Genomic DNA, 14,443 nt, shown 5'->3' with positions numbered 1-14,443 from the left:
CCAGGATGCGGACGGTCGGGGGGCGCGTCAGCTGCCGCTCAGCTCCTCGATGACCGGGCCGAACGCCTCGAAGTACGGCTCCAGGACGGTGAAGTACGAGAAGCCGTACCGCTCCCGTTGGGCGCGCAGCTGCTCGGCGATCTGCCGGACCGTGCCGACCAGCAGGAGCGGCAGGGCGAGCGCGGCGTCCTCGGTGAGGTGCGGGACGTACTCGAGGACCGGCCGAATCGCCGCCCGGCGGTCGTCCGTCACCTCGACCAGCTGGATCAGCAGGTTCAGCTCGGCCGGCGTGGAGCGGCCCGCGGCGAACCGCCGGTAGGCGGCGACCCGCTCGTCCAGCTCCTCGGGCGTGAGGTGGAGCATCTTGCCGCCGGTGTCGCCCGGGACCGCCTTGGCCCCGGTGAACGCCGCGATGTCGGCGTGCTCGGCGGTGAGCTCCAGCATGCGGTCGCCGTTGCCGCCGATCAGGAGCGGCGGCCGGGGCCTCTGCACCGGCTGCGGCTGGTGCTCCTCGGAGCCGAGGAGCTTGTCCAGCTCCTCGACGGTGCGCCGCAGATGGTCCACCCGCTCACCGGGCGAACCCCACGGCAGCCCGGCGGCGTCGTGCTCCGCCTGCACATAACCCGTGCCGAGGCCCAGTTCGAGGCGGCCGCCGGTCAGCGCGTCCGCCGTGGCCACCTCCCGGGCGAGCAGCGCGGGGTTCCAGAAGCCGGCGTTCAGGACGAACGTGCCGACGCGCGGCCGCTCGGTGGCCTCGGCGGCGGCCACGACCGCGGGAAACGGCGCGGGCATGCCGAGATGGTCGGGGACGAGGATCACGTCGTAGCCGAGCGCTTCGGCTCTGCGGCACTTATCGCGCCATGCGACCCCCGCCGACGGGGTCATCATGTTGACGCCGAAACGGAACGGCCGGGCCATGAATTCTCCTCCTGGGCAGGCGAATTGGCGTACCGAGTGCCCCAGTCCATCACTCGTGCGCGATGGCCGCCAGTACATTCATGCGGGAGGCCCGCAGGGCGGGCAGCAGCGCCGCGGCGAGGCCCACGACCACCGAGCCGATCACCACGGCGACGATCGTCGTCCAGGGGAACGCGAGCTCCTGCATGCCCTGGAGCGCGAGTACCTGTTGCACGGCGACACCCCAGACCAGGCCGAGCGCGAGCCCGAGGAGCGCCCCGAACACCGCGATCACCACCGACTCCAGGCGGATCATCCGGCGCAGCTGACGCCGCCCGAGCCCGATGGCGCGCAGCAGCCCGATCTCGCGGGTGCGCTCCACCACCGACAGCGCCAGTGTGTTGACGACGCCCAGCACCGCGATGACGATCGCGAGACCGAGCAGCGCGTAGACGAGGTAGAGCATCACGGCGATCTGCTGCCGTATCAGCTCCTTGTAGTCGGCCTGGTCGCGCACCTGCACCTGCGGATACGGATCGAGGGCCTTCTCCAGCCGCGCGCGCAGCGCGTCCGCGTCCGTGCCGGAGGCCGCGTTGACGTAGACCGCCGAGTCCTGCCCGTCCGGCACGTACTTCTCGACCGTCTTCAGCCCGAGGAAGAGCCCTCCCTCGATACCGAAGCCCTCGGGAGAGCCCTGATCGGTGAAGGCCCCCACCGTCAGCTTCGCCTCCCGGCCGCCGGGGAACGTCGTCGCCAGCACGTCGCCGACGCGCACCCCGTGCTCGTGCGCGAAGTCCTTGTCCATGCCGATGTGGCCGGCCGCGAGTGCGGCTCGCGAACTCCCCTCGGCGTACGTGATGTCGGCGACGTCGTCGAGCCGCGGGTCGTAGCCCGCCGCGGTCGACTCGACCTTCTCGCCGTCGGGGAGCGCCAGCTCGACGGGGGTGAAGCGCTGGCGCACGACGAGGCCCGCGCCGCCGGTGTCCTCGATCTTCGCCGTGATCTCCGGTGAGAAGGGCATGAAGTTGGCGTTCTGTACGACGAAGTCGGCGCCGAGCGTCTCGTCGATCTGCCGGTCGAACGACTCGGTCATCGACGCACTCGCCACCGAGAGGCCGCCGACCAGCGCGAGCCCCACCATCAGGGCGGCCGCCGTGGCACCCGTGCGGCGCGGGTTGCGCAGGGCGTTGCGCTGGCTCATCCGGCCGACCGGACCGAAGAGCGCGGGGAACGCCCCGCCGAGCACCCGGATCACCGGGCGCACCAGGAGCGGTCCCGCGATGACGGTGGCGACCAGGGTCAGGACGATGCCGAGCCCGAGGAGCGACGCCGCCGAGGAGGTCCGGTCGGCAACCGCGCAGCCCACCAGGGCCGCCGCCCCGGCCAGCGCGACGACGGAACCGGCCACGGCCCGCATCTTCAACGGCCGCCCCACGCCGGCGATCTCGGCGTCCGCGAGCGCCGCCATCGGCGAGACGTGCGCGGCCCTGCGCGCCGGGAGATACGCCGCGACGAACGTGACGCCGACCCCGACGACGTAGGACGCCACGGGGGTCACCCACTTGAGGACCATCTCCGTGGACTTCAGGTTCATCCCGAGCAGGCCCATCAGCTCGATGAGACCGAGGGCCAGACCGATGCCGGCGGCCAGCCCCAGCGTCGAGCCGACCAGGCCGAGCAGCAGCGCCTCGAAGAGCACGGAGCGGCGCACCTGCCTGCGGTCGGCGCCCAGCGCACGCAGCAGGCCCAGCTCACGGGTGCGCTGGGCGATCAGCATCGAGAACGTGTTGACGATCAGGAAGATGCCGACGAGCACGGCGACACCGGCGAAGCCGAGCATCACGTACTTGATGACGTCCAGGAAGCCGCCGAGCGAGGCCGCGGCGGACTCGGCCTGTTCGTCGGCGGTCTCCAGCTCGTAGCCCCCGCCGACCTCGGCGGCGATGCGGCGCTTCAGCGTGTCGTCGTCGACGCCAGGGGCGGCGGTCACGGAGATGCTCGTCGCCGCGTCCGTGGCGCCGAGCAGTTCGCGCTGCGCGGTCGGGGTGTCCAGGAAGACCAGCGCGGCGCCCGGGTTGGTGGTGGTGAACGTGGCGATGCCGACGATCTCCACCTCGAACGAGCCGGGGCGGGCGAGGACGGTCAGGGTGTCGCCGAGTTCCACGCCCTTCTTGTCGGCCGTGTCCGCGTCCAGCATCGCCTGGCCCGCACCGCGCGGCGCATGCCCCGAGGTCAGCTCCACGGGGCTGCGGTCGGTGGGGTACCAGTTGGTGGCGATGGTCGGCGCGCCGGTGGTCGGGCCGACCGATTCGTTGTCGCGGTCGACGACGGTGATGTTCTCGACGGACGCGTCGATGTGGGTGTCCGCGACCCCCTCGACCCCCGCCACCCGCTCCTTCAGGCTCGCGGGCACGGTCGGCGTACGCCCGGAGGGCACCGACTCGTCGAGGTCCTCCTTCGGCCTGACCGTCACGTCGGCGGAGGTGGAGGCGAACAGCCGGTCGAACGTACGCGTCACCGTGTCCGAGAAGATCAGACTGCCCGCGACGAACGCCACCGAGAGGACGACGGCCAGAGCGGAGAGCACGAGCCGGCCCTTGTGTGCGAGGAAGCTCCTGAGCGTCGCCTTCAGCACCGCGGCCGCCGGTTCAGCTCTGCTCGGACGCGCTGTCGGAGTGGCCGCCCGGTGCGCCCGGCGGCGCCGTCGCGTGCATGGCGTCGAACCGCTTCATCCGTTCCAGCACCGCGTCCGCCGTCGGGCGCTCCATGTCGTCCACGATCCGGCCGTCGGCGAGGAAGAGGACCAGGTCGGAGTGGGCGGCGGCGCCGGGGTCATGGGTCACCATGACGACGGTCTGACCGAGCTGGTCGACCGCGTCGCGCAGGAAGCCGAGCACCTCCAGACCCGCCCGCGAGTCGAGGTTGCCCGTCGGCTCGTCGGCGAAGATCAGCTCGGGCTTCGACGCCAGCGCCCGCGCACACGCCACCCGCTGCTGCTGCCCGCCGGACAGCTGCGAGGGGCGGTGCTTCAGCCGGTCCCGCAGCCCCAGCGTGTCGATCACGTGCTCCAGCCACGCGTGGTCCGGCCGCTGGCCCGCGATGTCCATCGGGAGCGTCATGTTCTCCAGGGCGTTGAGCGTGGGGATGAGGTTGAACGACTGGAACATGAACCCGATGCGGTCGCGCCGCAGCCGGGTCAGTTCCCGCTCCTTGAGGCCCGTGATCTCCGTGTCGCCGAGCCACACCTGGCCCGCGGAGACGCTGTCCAGCCCGGCCAGGCAGTGCATCAGCGTGGACTTCCCCGACCCGGAGGGGCCCATGACGGCCGTGAAGCGCTCGCGCGCGATGTCCACGTCGACCGAGTCGAGGGCGAGCACGGTCGTCTCGCCCGAGCCGTACGCCTTGGTCAGACCCCGGGCGCGCGCGGCAGTCCCGGCGGCCCCGGAACGGCCGGTGAACGGTGCCGAATCAGGTATGGGCAAGGCCGCCTCCTGGGTTGTGGCCGTTCCGACTCCCGTGTGTGCGCCGAGAGTAGTGGGACGGTCTGAGCCCGCGGTATCCCCCCGAAGTCGGGCCCGCAGACGCATGTAAGGGGCACGGTCCGGGGGCCCTTGTCGCGCTAGCACACCGGCGCTAGCTTGAAGGAATGGCGAAGACTCAGCTGAACGTGCGAGTGGACGAGGACACCGCCCGAGCCGCGCGGGAGCGTGCCCTGGCCCGAGGCATGAGCGTGAACCGCTACATCGAGGAACTCGTGAAGCAGGACGCCGGGGAAATCGGCCGCACGTTCGTCGAAGCGGCCGCCGACTTCATGAAGCAGTACGAGTCCGTGTTCGCCGAGGAGTTCGGGACGGAGCGCGAAGGCACCCGTCCGCTCCGCGAGGCGGCGCTGCCGCTCGGTGAAGGTCGTCGTTGAGCCGTTGGACCTGAGAATCGATCTTGCCTGGCTCCTGATGATCGCCGAACACAAGACGCCCGGAGACCCCCAGGTCACCGACTGGGGAGCGCTCGTCGCCGCCATCAGCCGGCACGAGGCGGAGATATTCGGCATGCCCGTCTACGAGACCCCGCACGACCGGGCCGCGGCGCTCCTGCAACTGCTGCTGCACCTGCCCGCGCTGGAACGTTCCAACGCCCTCTTCGCCGCCTCCGTCGCGTACGCCTATCTCGTCGCCAGCGGCATGAAGGTGGTCACCTCGCCCGAACAGGTGCGTGACCTGGCGCGGCTGGTGAAGGACGGGGGTGCGAGCGTGGAGGCGATCGCCGAGCGGCTGCGTGAGTGGAGCCTGTGAGGAGGCGCGGTCGCGGGAGTATCGGGCGATGAATTCTGGACGATGACTTGCGGACGATGGGTCCTGGGCGATGAGTTCTGGACCTGAGGGCGGTCATAAGGGGTGACCAGCAAGGTACCCGGCCGGGGTGCGTGCCGAAGCCCGGACCCGCCCCGTCACCGGCAACCGGAGGAGATCCCATGCCCGCCGCCGTCCAGCCGATCGTCATCACTCCCGACGTCGACCGCCTCCAGGCCTTCTACGGCGACCTACTCGGAGCCGAAGTGACGGAGCGGTACCCACAGGACGGCGCGGTCTTCTTCGTGGAACTGCGGGTCGGCGACGGGGGGTTCGGCATCGCCGCGAACCCCGCGATCGAGACGGGCCCGCCCGGGCGGGTGCTGCTGAGCGTGGCGGTGGACGCCGTCGACGACGTGCTGGGGCGCGTCGAGCCGCTGGGCGGGACGGTGCTGGGCGAGCCGAACGACATGCCGTGGGGGCAGCGCGTCGCCCACATCAGGGACCCCGACGGCAATGCCGTCAACTTGACCCAGGCGATCTGACCACAGACCCACGCCTCCCGGGCGTCACGGGGCGTCCGGGCGGCGTGCCGTACCGATCACACAGTACGAGGTGGGCAGGCGCGGCCCCTTCGCGGGCACCAGGATCCGGCGGTACGCGCCGAGTTCGAAGCCGACCTCGCGCAGCGCGCCCAGTGTGTCCCGCGCGACGTGGCAGCCGCCGAACAGCGGCGGCCACACCGTGCGGTCCAGTACGCGCTGCGTGGCGGACATCAGCGGGCCCGGGGCCCGGCCGTGCTCGAAGAAGCGGAGTTCACCGCCGGGTCGCAGGACCCGGCGCAGCTCGCGCAGCGCCCGTGGCACGTCGCGCACACTGCACAGGACGAGCGAGGCGACGGCCGCGTCGAACGCCTCGCTCTTGACGGGCAGGGCCTCGGCGGTGCCCGGCACCACGTCGACGGGGACTTCTGTGCGCAGGGCGGCGGACAGGGCCAACTTCCGCAGCAGGCGCTCCGGTTCGATCGCCACGACTTCACTGACCGCACCCGGGTAGTGCGCGAAGTTCAGCCCGTTGCCCGCGCCCACCTCGATCACCCGGCCGGAGAGCCCGGCGAGGAGGTCCTTGCGGTGGCCGGAGATGACGGGCTCGGCGGCCACGCTCTGGCGTGCGTAGAAGCGGGCGAAGACGGGGTGGTGCACGGCGTCGCGGGACTTCGGCAGGCGTGACGGTCGGGGCACGGGTCCCTCCTCGGAGAGGTGAGCGGATACCGCAATGGTGCCCCGGTGGGCGGCATTCCCCTCCGACCGGGGCCCCGAGTCTCCCGGCGGATTCGGAACCCGCCGGCGGGGACGGCACGAGGCGGGCCGGCCCCCGCGCACCGCCGGCCTCGGGCCACCGCAAGGAGCCGCGGGCCACCGGCGGGCCAGGGGCTTTCCGCGGCGGCTCGGGATCCCAGCCCCTCCGGCGCCTGACGCCGTGCTTCAGCACCTCAACGCCTCCGGGTGCTCCCGCCGTGCGTCGGGCCCCCAAGGCCCGCGGCGCCTCCTCGCACCGCGGGACCTTGACGCCTCCGGTGCCTATCGCCGGACCTCGGGCCCCAACGCCTTCGCCGTCTTCGGCCCTGCCGCAGGACGCCAGCGGCCCAGGCGCTTTCCGTAGCGCCTCGGGCCCCACAACGGCCCGGTGTCTCCCGCTGTGTCTCGGGAGGTCAGTGGCCAGGCTTCTTTCGCTGTGCTTCGGAGCCCCGACGCCTTCCGGAGTCTCCCGCCGTGCTTCGGGGCCTCAACGCCTCCGGAGTCTCCGGCCGTGCCTCAAGACGCCAGCGGCCAGGCGCCTTCCGCAGCGCCTCGGGACCCGCAACCCCTCCGGTGCCTGACGCCGTGCTCCGGACCCCAAGGCCTCGCGCCTCGGGACCTCAACGCCCCCGGTGCCTATCGCCGGGCCTCGGGCCCCCAACGCCCCCGGCGCCTACACCGCACCAGGACCCCAACGCCCCCCTCCGCCCCCCGAGGCCGCCGCACCTCAGGCCCCGAACACCCCCGGCCCCTCCCGCCGAGTGAACACCCCCGCGTCCCACGTTCCGCCCAGCGCTGGACCGAGCCAGCCCCCGGCCGCGGCGCGGAACGCGGCGGCCTCCAGCGTGCCGGCGCCCTCCGGGACCGCGCCCAGGAGGTCCGCCTCCGCTGCCTTCGGGAGGTCCGTCAGGTTGCAGCGTGAGGCCAGGTCGGGGGTGGTCGGCCAGCTGCCGATGGTGACGCCCAGGTGGCGTACGCCGCGTGCCCGCAGTGCCTCCGCCGAGAGCCTCACCGAGTTCAGCGTGCCGAGGCCCGCCGACGCGACCAGCAGGACGGGGGCGTCCAGGAGCCGCGCCGCGTCGGCGAGCGTGCCGCCCTCCTCGTCGAAGCGGACGAGCAGCCCGCCCGCCCCCTCGACGAGCACCAGATCGTGCTCGGTGGCCAGCTTCGCGGCGGCGTCCGCCACGTCGGAGGGGTGTACCGGCGTCATCCCGGCCCGCCGCGCCGCGGTGTCCGGCGCCAGCGGCTCCGGGAAGCGGGCGAGTTCGAGCGCGGTGACACCCTCGCCCGCGAGCCGCCGCACCTCCTGCGCGTCCCCCGGCTCACCGGGCGCGACCCCGGTCTGCGCCGGCTTGAGCACGGCGACGCTGCGCCCGCCCGCCAGGGCCACCGCGGCCACCGCGGCCGTCGTCACCGTCTTGCCGATCTCCGTGCCCGTCCCGGACACCACGATCACCGTCATGTCAGCCCTCCCTCGCCGCCGCGGACACCGCGCGCGCGATCCGCGCCACGTCGTCGTCACCCGTGATGAACGGCGGCATCGTGTAGATCAGATCCCGGAACGGCCGCAGCCAGACCCCCTCACGCACCGCCGCCCGCGTCGCCGCGGCCATGTCCACCGGGTGGTCCAGCTGGACCACGCCGATCGCCCCGAGGACGCGGACATCCCGTACGGACGGCAGGGCCGCCGCCTCCGCGAGGCCCTCGCGCAGACCCGTCTCGATGCGCTTGACCTCCATCTGCCAGTCCTGCCCGAGCAGCAGGTCGATCGAGGCGCCCGCCACCGCCGCGGCCAGCGGGTTGCCCATGAACGTGGGCCCGTGAGCGAGGACCGGGACCTCGCCCCGCGAGATGCCGTCCGCGACCCGCGGCGTACACAGCGTCGCCGCCAGCGTCAGATAGCCGCCGGTCAGCGCCTTGCCGACGCACATCACATCGGGCGTGACCCCCGCGTGGTCCGCCGCGAACAGCGCCCCCGTACGGCCGAAGCCCGTCGCGATCTCGTCGAACACCAGGAGCACGTCGTGCGCGTCGCACGCCTCGCGGAGCACATGCAGATAGGCGGGGGAGTGGAACCGCATCCCGCCCGCACCCTGAACCACCGGCTCCACGATCACCGCGGCCAGTTCACCCGCGTGCCGCTCGATCAGCTCGCGCAGATGATCCGCGTACGTCTCCTCGTACGCGTCCGGCGGCGCGTCCGCGAACACCTGCTGCGGCAGCACCCCCTGCCACAGCTGATGCATGCCCCCCACGGGATCGCACACGGACATCGGCTGCCACGTGTCGCCGTGGTAGCCGCCGCGCCACGTCAGCATCCGCCGCTTCTCGGGGCGGCCTAGCGAACGCCAGTGCTGGAGGCACATCTTCACCGCGACCTCGACCGACACCGAGCCCGAGTCGGTGAGGAAGACATGCTCAAGACCCTCGGGAGACATGTCGACAAGGCGCTTCGCCAGCGCCACCGCGGGCTCGTGGGTGAGCCCGCCGAACATGACGTGGCTCATCCGGTCGAGCTGACCGCGCACCGCTTCGTTCAGCACCGGATGGTTGTAGCCGTGGATGGCCGACCACCATGACGACATGCCGTCGATCAGCTCGTCCGAGCCGCCCGCGAGACGCAGCCGCACCCCGCTCGCCGACTCGACGACCAGCGGCTCCTGGCGCCCCGGCATCGGGCCGTAGGGGTGCCATACATGGCGACGATCCAGTTCGAGGAGGTCGCCCAGGGGAAGCTCAGGCATTGGGCGCGAGGTCCGTTCCCGCGCCCCGGCGGCGTACCGCCACCAGGTCCGTCCGCGCCTCGTTGGACTCCGCCGGGGGCCCGTCCGCCCCGCAGGGACCGCAGCCGCCTCCCTCGTGCGACCCGCAGCCCGCGGCGGACTCCGCGTCCACCCGGTGCTCCGGCAGCGTCACCTGGTCCGTGCCCTCGACCTCGAAGCCGGCGTCCGCGATCATCTCCAGGTCCGCCTTGCCCGCCTGGCCCTCACTGGTGAGGTAGTCGCCGAGGAAGATCGAGTTGGCGAGGTTCAGGGCGAGCGGCTGCATCGAACGCAGATGGACCTCGCGACCGCCCGCGATGCGCACCTCGACGTCAGGGCAGACGAAACGGACCATCGCGAGGATCCGCAGACAGCGCTGCGGGGTGAGGTTCCACTCCTTGGCCAGCGGGGTGCCCTCGAAGGGGATCAGGAAGTTCACCGGCACCGAGTCCGGGTCGAGCTCGCGCAGCGAGAAGACCACGTCGACCAGGTCCTCGTCGCTCTCGCCCATGCCCGCGATCAGCCCCGAGCAGGCGGAGAGCCCCGCCGCGTGCGCCTTGCGCACCGTGTCGACACGGTCGGCGTAGGTGTGCGTCTTGGTGATGTCGGCGTACGTCGCCTCGGAGGTGTTGAGGTTGTGGTTGTACGCGTCCGCGCCCGCGCCCCGCAGCCGCTCCGCCTGACCGTCCGAGAGCAGACCGAGGCACGCGCACACCTCGACGCCCTCGTTCTGCTCCTTGACCGCCGCGATGGTCTGCGCCACCCGGTCCACGTCACGGTCGGTCGGCCCACGGCCGCTGGCCACCAGGCAGACCCGCTTGGCGCCGCCCGCGACACCGGCCGCCGCGGCCTGCGAGGCCTCGTCCGGCTTGAGCCAGGTGTACTTGAGGATCTCGGCCTTCGAGCCGAGCCGCTGAGAGCAGTACGAGCAGTCCTCCGGGCACAGGCCCGACTTGAGGTTGACCAGATAGTTGAGTTTCACCCGCCGCCCGAACCACTGCCGCCGCACCTTCCCGGCGGCGGCCACTACGTCCAGGAGATCGTCGTCGGACGTGGCCAGCACGGCCAGCGCCTCTTCACGGCTCGGCAGCTCGCGCCGAAGCCCCTTGTCCACCAGCGTGTTCAGGAGATCCATGGCGCTGATCCTTACGTACGGCAGTCTCCCCGGCCAAGGAGAGTTCGCACAACAGAAGCGGTTTGAGGTGTGGGTATTGCCACATACTGGCCAGGTGGCAGGACGGCTAGGGTCTGTGCAATGTCTACAAACAGCCACCCCGTGACGGGTGCGACGCGCGCGCCGTTCGACTGGCTCGACGAGCAGGCCGGGCTGCGCGCCGACGCCGGCCTCGTCCGCACCCTGCGCCCGCGCGCCGCCGACGCGGGCGGCCTCCTCGACCTGGCGAGCAACGACTACCTGGGGCTGACCCGGCACCCGGAGGTCACCGAGGGTGCCGCCGCGGCGGCCCGGCGGTGGGGCGGCGGCGCCACCGGCTCCCGGCTCGTCACCGGCTCCACGGAACTCCACGCCGAACTGGAGCGGGAGCTCGCCGATTTCTGCGGCTTCGAGGCGGCGCTCGTGTTCTCCTCCGGCTACGCGGCGAACCTCGCGGCGGTCACCGCGCTCGCCCCGCACGGCTCGCTGATCGTCTCCGACGCGGGCAACCACGCGTCGCTGATCGACGGCTGCCGGCTCGCGCGCGCCGTGACCCAGGTGGTGCCGCACAGCGACCCCGAGGCGGTGCGCAAGACGCTGGAGGCCCACGACGGCCCCGCCGTCATGGTGTCCGACTCGGTGTTCTCGGTGGACGGTGACGCCGCGCCGCTCGCCGAACTGGCGGACGTGTGCCGGGAGTTCGGTGCGGGGCTGATCGTCGACGACGCGCACGGCCTCGGCGTCCTCGGTGACGGCGGCCGGGGCGCACCACACGCCGCGGGCCTCGCGGGGGCCGCCGACACGGTGGTCACGCTCACCCTCTCGAAGTCCTTCGGCAGCCAGGGCGGCGCCGTGCTCGGACCCGCCAAGGTCATCGACCACCTGGTGAACGCGGCGCGTACCTTCATCTTCGACACGGGGCTCGCGCCCGCCGCGGCGGGCGCCGCGCTAGCGGCCCTGCGGCTGCTGCGCCGCGAGCCCGAACGGGCCGCCAGGGCCCGCCAGGTCGCCGCGGAACTGCACCGGCGCCTCACGGCCGAGGGCCTGTCGGCGGTACGTCCCGACGCCGCCGTCGTCTCCGTGCGCGCCCCGGCACCGGAATCGGCCGTGCGCTGGGCCGCGGAGTGCCGGGCCGCGGGTCTGGCGGTCGGCTGCTTCCGGCCGCCGTCGGTACCGGACGGCATTTCGAGGCTGCGGCTGACCGCCCGCGCGGATCTCACCGACGAACAGATCGCCGATGCCGTACGAGTGATCAGCCGCACCGCACCCCGATGAGACGGGCCGGCCCCGGGCGGGGGCAGGCCCGCGGTCAGCGGAGGCTGTCGACGAACGTCTCCCAGGGGCCGGGGGAGAAGAGCAGGGCGGGCCCCGCGGTGTTCTTCGAGTCGCGCACGGCCAGCAGGCGGGCCGCGGCGCGGGACTGGAGCAGGTCGTGCGTGGTCGTGTCGAGCGTGGCCGTCTCGACACAGTTGTTCATTCCGTTGCTGCGGCTGCTGCGCTGCCACCGCGCACCCTGAAGGGTGGTGCTGGAAGGTACGTACCGAGGCAGTGCGGTCATGGTGCCTCCTTACGCGCCGTCGCTTAGCCCGGCGATGAAATCCTCTGAGTCCTCGGGTGAAAGCGCCTGTTCCTGAAGGGAGTTGAAGGCCTCCACGTATGCCTGGAGGTCTTCTTTCCGTTCGAGATAGAGGCTACTCGTCAAGTGGTCGAGAACAACCACATCCAGATCAGCAATGTTCGGAAATGAGAAAATAACGAAAGGCCCGATGAGGCCCACATGCTCTCCGGAGGAGAACGGCAGCACCTGAAGTCGCACCTGTGGCAACTGCGCCACCTCCTGTAACCGTGCGAGCTGATGTGCGAAGACCCGCGGTCCGCCCACCGAACGGCGCAAAACCGCCTCGTCCAGGACCACGCTCAGCCGCACCGGAGGCTCCGCGCGCAGCACGTCCTGACGGGCCAGACGCACCTCCACCAGCGCGTCCACCTGCTCGTCGGGCAGCCCGCCGAGCGCGGCCCGTGTGACGGCGCGCGCGTAGTCGGGGGTCTGGAGCAGCCCCGGGACCACCGAGGTCTCCAGGGTGCGTACCCAACTCGCCTGCGCCTCCAGGCTGATGAAGTCGCGATAGGCGGCGGGCAGCAGGTCGCGGTACGCCTTCCACCAGTGGTGACGCCCCGAGGCGCCGGTGTCGTCGGCGCCCGCCAGGGCCACGAGCAACTCGCTGAGGTGGGCGTCCTTCACCTCGTACGCGTCGAGCAGGAGGCGCACGTCCGTGGCCTTCACACCGCTGCGGCCCGTCTCGATCCGGCTCACCTTCGACTGGTGCCAGCCGACCTTCGCGGCGGCCTGGCTGCTGGTGAGTCCCGCGAGGCCGCGCAGCGCGCGCAGTTCGGCGCCGAGCCGGCGGCGGCGCACCGCGGGGCCGTACTGCATGTCCGTCTCCTTCCGGACCGAGCCGTCGGGCATCCCGGCGGCAGAGCGGGGGGACAGAGGCGACAGTAGAGGAAGTGGCGTCCCCGCGCCCAAATACGGTCGGTCCTGGCAGAGTTCACCGCTTCGAGCGACAGATATATGCACATCTCGGTGGATCGCCACCCGTGACCGGCAAAGGAATGGGAGGCTGGCGCGAAGCACCAGTCCGGGGCCGTCCTCGAGTCATCCGCTCCGAGTCGGAGACCGACCCCGGTGGGAAAGGGACAGCGTCGCCATGGCAGATCACCAGGAAGCATCCGTCACTCTGCCGAGCGATCCCGCCTCGGTCCCGGCCGCCCGCGCGTACGTGGCGAACGTACTCACGGAATGGGGCCTGCCGGGCGAGGCCGAGGTGGCGGACACGATCAGACTCATCGTCTCCGAACTCGCCACCAACGCCGTGCAGCACACCAGAGGGCAGTCGCCCACCTTCACGGTGGACGTCGAGCTCGACCGGGACGAGCAGCTGCGGATCGGTGTCACCGACAGTCACCCGCGCTATCCGAGGCGGCTGCCGGCCGCCGTCCAGCAGGACAACGGCCGCGGCATGGTCATCATCCGCTGGCTGACCGCCGAATGCGGCGGCAAGCTATCCGTCAGCCCCACGGCGGAGGGCGGCAAGACCGTATGGATCGCCCTGCCCTGGACGGCGCCGGTCCAGCAGGGGCACCGCTGACGCCGCGCACCCGCCGCGCGGCCCGGCTCCGGCCGGACGCGGCGTGCGGGTCCACGGACCCCCGCGTCCGGCCGGGCGTGAGGGACGGGTCAGCGGACCCGGCCGTACCAGACGCTCTTGGTCCAGATCTTGTCCAGGCGTACCACGGTCCCCCTCTTCGGTGCGTGCCAGATGCGGCCGTTACCCGCGTAGATCCCGACGTGGTAGACGTTCCGGCCCGAGTGGAAGAACACCAGGTCGCCCCGGGTCCGCTGGGACTTCGAGATGTGCCGCGTCTTGTTGTACTGCGCGGCGGCGGTGCGCGGCAGCTTCTTGCCCGTGCGCTTGAACGAGTACAGCGTCAGGCCCGAGCAGTCGAAGCGGTTGGGCCCAACCGCTCCGTAGCTGTAGGGAGAGCCCTTCTTGGACGCCGCGATCTTGAGCGCTTTCGTTCCGTGGGTGGCTGCCTCGGCTTCCGACGTGAGCCCGGGGGCCACGACGGTGCCGCCCACAACGGCGAGGGTGAGGGCCGAGACGGCCCCGGTCCTGCCGAGCAGCGACGGAACGTGATTCAGCGCGGTCATGCGTAACCCTTCGTCAGCCGCCTGTGAAGGATGACCTGTCGGGTTCGGGCAGGCGAAGATGCCCGGCCGCGTCATGCTCTGCGGCTTCACCCCAAGGGCGTCGTCCGGACTTCCCGGACGGGCCCGCCTTGCTTGGGTCCTCCACTCCTGCCGGTGCACCGATGTCGACCGGTCAACCGGGCGGCGGCAGGACTCGGCGTCCGCCCGGATCGCCCCGCCGCTGTGGCGGGGTCTTGTCGTCGGAAGGGATCTTGACCCGAAAACCACTCGAAAACCGAGTCGAAACGACGTTTTGTGAGGCTCCTCACGACTGACCTGTTCGGGTGGACGCT

At 71.8% G+C, this 14,443-nt stretch carries 15 protein-coding genes and 1 riboswitch; of the genes, 5 read left to right on the top strand and 10 right to left on the bottom strand.

What is annotated here, in order from left to right; all coding sequences use genetic code 11:
• Positions 1-27 precede the first annotated feature (27 nt).
• From KKZ08_RS02490 to KKZ08_RS02480, 3 genes are read right to left on the bottom strand one after another with little or no spacing between them, the layout of a single operon-like run.
• Positions 28-918: a TIGR03621 family F420-dependent LLM class oxidoreductase gene (locus KKZ08_RS02490; RefSeq protein WP_223772849.1), complete on the bottom strand. Its 891-nt coding sequence runs from the start codon at positions 916-918 to the stop codon at positions 28-30.
• A 49-nt stretch (positions 919-967) separates the two neighbouring features.
• Complete coding sequence (locus KKZ08_RS02485) at positions 968-3,532, bottom strand: ABC transporter permease (RefSeq protein WP_223772848.1); 2,565 nt, start codon at positions 3,530-3,532, stop codon at positions 968-970.
• Between the two features lie 13 nt (positions 3,533-3,545).
• Positions 3,546-4,379 (bottom strand): ABC transporter ATP-binding protein, encoded by an 834-nt coding sequence (locus KKZ08_RS02480; protein ID WP_223772847.1) that lies wholly within the window; start codon positions 4,377-4,379, stop codon positions 3,546-3,548.
• A gap of 164 nt (positions 4,380-4,543) precedes the next feature.
• Here KKZ08_RS02480 and KKZ08_RS02475 point away from each other — a divergent pair, with 164 nt between their 5' ends.
• The 3 genes from KKZ08_RS02475 to KKZ08_RS02465 all read left to right on the top strand — a co-directional run bounded on the left by KKZ08_RS02475 (position 4,544) and on the right by KKZ08_RS02465 (position 5,731).
• The gene (locus KKZ08_RS02475) at positions 4,544-4,813 is read left to right on the top strand and encodes an antitoxin (protein ID WP_223772846.1); all 270 of its coding nucleotides are present in this window, start codon (positions 4,544-4,546) and stop codon (positions 4,811-4,813) included.
• A gap of 4 nt (positions 4,814-4,817) precedes the next feature.
• Positions 4,818-5,189 (top strand): fic family toxin-antitoxin system, toxin component, encoded by a 372-nt coding sequence (locus KKZ08_RS02470; RefSeq protein ID WP_223772845.1) that lies wholly within the window; start codon positions 4,818-4,820, stop codon positions 5,187-5,189.
• Between the two features lie 179 nt (positions 5,190-5,368).
• Positions 5,369-5,731: a VOC family protein gene (locus KKZ08_RS02465; protein WP_223772844.1), complete on the top strand. Its 363-nt coding sequence runs from the start codon at positions 5,369-5,371 to the stop codon at positions 5,729-5,731.
• 24 nt (positions 5,732-5,755) lie between these two features.
• On the opposite strand, the gene KKZ08_RS02460 is transcribed toward KKZ08_RS02465, so the two are convergent.
• The 4 genes from KKZ08_RS02460 to bioB form a co-directional block, all read right to left on the bottom strand.
• Positions 5,756-6,427 (bottom strand): class I SAM-dependent methyltransferase, encoded by a 672-nt coding sequence (locus KKZ08_RS02460; RefSeq protein WP_223772843.1) that lies wholly within the window; start codon positions 6,425-6,427, stop codon positions 5,756-5,758.
• Between the two features lie 784 nt (positions 6,428-7,211).
• Positions 7,212-7,946, bottom strand: coding sequence for a dethiobiotin synthase (gene bioD, locus KKZ08_RS02455; protein WP_223772842.1), 735 nt, complete (start codon positions 7,944-7,946; stop codon positions 7,212-7,214).
• Between the two features lies 1 nt (position 7,947).
• On the bottom strand, positions 7,948-9,228 hold the full coding sequence (locus KKZ08_RS02450) for an adenosylmethionine--8-amino-7-oxononanoate transaminase (protein ID WP_223772841.1): 1,281 nt from the start codon (positions 9,226-9,228) through the stop codon (positions 7,948-7,950).
• Positions 9,221-10,381 (bottom strand): biotin synthase BioB, encoded by a 1,161-nt coding sequence (bioB, locus tag KKZ08_RS02445; RefSeq protein ID WP_223772840.1) that lies wholly within the window; start codon positions 10,379-10,381, stop codon positions 9,221-9,223. The genes KKZ08_RS02450 and bioB overlap by 8 nt, the downstream gene beginning before the upstream one ends.
• 120 nt (positions 10,382-10,501) lie before the next feature.
• Between bioB and KKZ08_RS02440 the strand changes: the two genes are divergently transcribed.
• Positions 10,502-11,674 (top strand): 8-amino-7-oxononanoate synthase, encoded by a 1,173-nt coding sequence (locus KKZ08_RS02440; RefSeq protein ID WP_223772839.1) that lies wholly within the window; start codon positions 10,502-10,504, stop codon positions 11,672-11,674.
• A 34-nt stretch (positions 11,675-11,708) separates the two neighbouring features.
• On the opposite strand, the gene KKZ08_RS02435 is transcribed toward KKZ08_RS02440, so the two are convergent.
• Both KKZ08_RS02435 and KKZ08_RS02430 read right to left on the bottom strand, forming a co-directional pair.
• The gene (locus KKZ08_RS02435) at positions 11,709-11,957 is read right to left on the bottom strand and encodes a DUF397 domain-containing protein (protein WP_223772838.1); all 249 of its coding nucleotides are present in this window, start codon (positions 11,955-11,957) and stop codon (positions 11,709-11,711) included.
• Positions 11,958-11,966: 9 nt separating this feature from the next.
• On the bottom strand, positions 11,967-12,833 hold the full coding sequence (locus KKZ08_RS02430) for a helix-turn-helix transcriptional regulator (protein WP_223772837.1): 867 nt from the start codon (positions 12,831-12,833) through the stop codon (positions 11,967-11,969).
• 274 nt (positions 12,834-13,107) lie between these two features.
• Here KKZ08_RS02430 and KKZ08_RS02425 point away from each other — a divergent pair, with 274 nt between their 5' ends.
• Positions 13,108-13,548, top strand: a complete 441-nt coding sequence (locus KKZ08_RS02425; protein WP_223772836.1) for an ATP-binding protein — start codon at positions 13,108-13,110, stop codon at positions 13,546-13,548.
• Between the two features lie 89 nt (positions 13,549-13,637).
• Here KKZ08_RS02425 and KKZ08_RS02420 read toward each other — a convergent pair whose 3' ends face one another.
• Positions 13,638-14,111, bottom strand: a complete 474-nt coding sequence (locus KKZ08_RS02420) for a C40 family peptidase (protein ID WP_223772835.1) — start codon at positions 14,109-14,111, stop codon at positions 13,638-13,640.
• A 3-nt stretch (positions 14,112-14,114) separates the two neighbouring features.
• A riboswitch (cyclic di-AMP (ydaO/yuaA leader) is annotated at positions 14,115-14,291 on the bottom strand.
• Positions 14,292-14,443 lie beyond the last annotated feature (152 nt).

Origin of the sequence: Streptomyces sp. 135 (assembly GCF_020026305.1) — a bacterium.
Classification (GTDB): Bacteria; Actinomycetota; Actinomycetes; order Streptomycetales; family Streptomycetaceae; genus Streptomyces.
Note: the sequence above shows the minus strand (reverse complement) of the source record. Positions and strands in the feature narration are given on the sequence as shown.

Coding starts and splice junctions, on each gene's coding strand:
- KKZ08_RS02490 (WP_223772849.1), bottom strand. CDS start 918: ATGGCCCGGCCGTTCCGTTTCGGCGTCAACATGATGACCCCGTCGGCG.
- KKZ08_RS02440 (WP_223772839.1), top strand. CDS start 10,502: ATGTCTACAAACAGCCACCCCGTGACGGGTGCGACGCGCGCGCCGTTC.
- bioB (WP_223772840.1), bottom strand. CDS start 10,381: ATGGATCTCCTGAACACGCTGGTGGACAAGGGGCTTCGGCGCGAGCTG.
- KKZ08_RS02435 (WP_223772838.1), bottom strand. CDS start 11,957: ATGACCGCACTGCCTCGGTACGTACCTTCCAGCACCACCCTTCAGGGT.
- KKZ08_RS02425 (WP_223772836.1), top strand. CDS start 13,108: ATGGCAGATCACCAGGAAGCATCCGTCACTCTGCCGAGCGATCCCGCC.
- KKZ08_RS02475 (WP_223772846.1), top strand. CDS start 4,544: ATGGCGAAGACTCAGCTGAACGTGCGAGTGGACGAGGACACCGCCCGA.
- bioD (WP_223772842.1), bottom strand. CDS start 7,946: ATGACGGTGATCGTGGTGTCCGGGACGGGCACGGAGATCGGCAAGACG.
- KKZ08_RS02430 (WP_223772837.1), bottom strand. CDS start 12,833: ATGCAGTACGGCCCCGCGGTGCGCCGCCGCCGGCTCGGCGCCGAACTG.
- KKZ08_RS02420 (WP_223772835.1), bottom strand. CDS start 14,111: ATGACCGCGCTGAATCACGTTCCGTCGCTGCTCGGCAGGACCGGGGCC.
- KKZ08_RS02450 (WP_223772841.1), bottom strand. CDS start 9,228: ATGCCTGAGCTTCCCCTGGGCGACCTCCTCGAACTGGATCGTCGCCAT.
- KKZ08_RS02465 (WP_223772844.1), top strand. CDS start 5,369: ATGCCCGCCGCCGTCCAGCCGATCGTCATCACTCCCGACGTCGACCGC.